2 protein-coding genes are annotated in these 693 nt (G+C 47.0%); one reads left to right on the forward strand and one right to left on the reverse strand.

Annotated features, from left to right (window positions below; all coding sequences use genetic code 11):
* Nucleotides 1-335, forward strand: a 335-nt coding sequence (locus A3739_RS18080) for a nucleoside 2-deoxyribosyltransferase (RefSeq protein ID WP_197472416.1), incomplete at its 5' end; no start/stop codon positions are given.
* Between the two features lie 81 nt (nucleotides 336-416).
* Here A3739_RS18080 and A3739_RS30090 read toward each other — a convergent pair.
* The coding region (locus A3739_RS30090) for a hypothetical protein (protein WP_197472417.1) at nucleotides 417-693 on the reverse strand (277 nt) is incomplete at its 5' end.

Below are 693 nucleotides of genomic sequence, written 5' to 3' on the forward strand. Positions count from 1 at the left end.
GCCATATTGTGATGGCAAATATCACCCCGTTTAGAGGACCCAGTTGTGACTTAGGAACAGCGTTTGAGATTGGCTATGCGCGGAAAGCAGGCAAAAAAGTATTCTGCTATAGCTCTGACAGTCGTGAGCTCAAGCAAAGAATCAGTGAGGACTTCCCACATTTCTTACAAGACGGCATGTCTATCGAGGATTTTGGATATATCGACAACTTAATGATCGGCTGTTCTGCACCCATTGATTGCATCGATGACCGAGACGACAAGGCTGCTTTGAAAGCCTTTCAATGCGCACTCGAAAGAGCGCAGTCAGAACAACAATCCGAGTATCTTAGCTAGATCAGTGGAACAGGGTACAAAGAGCGGTAAGCGATCTCACCGCTCTTACTATTATCTCGCACCACATAGACCTCTCAGTGATTAACTATATCGAGCCTGACCGCGATACAAGCCTTGGAACTTCAAGCCTTGGGCATTGTACATTGGATAGAATTTTCCACGGTACTCGACCAGTTCGCCTTGTCCTGTAGCGTTGTGAGCCATTTGAGCTTGAGCCTGACTAGCTGCTTTAGCAGGGCGAGCATCACGTCTGGCAACAGCCTTGTCTTGCTGACTATTTAAAGTAGGCACATCGCCATCAGCATATTGAAGAAGTGTCGCTAAGCTCTCGTTTAATTCTTCTGAGTCAGTCAGCTCG

It is taken from the genome of Oleiphilus sp. HI0067, assembly GCF_001635735.1.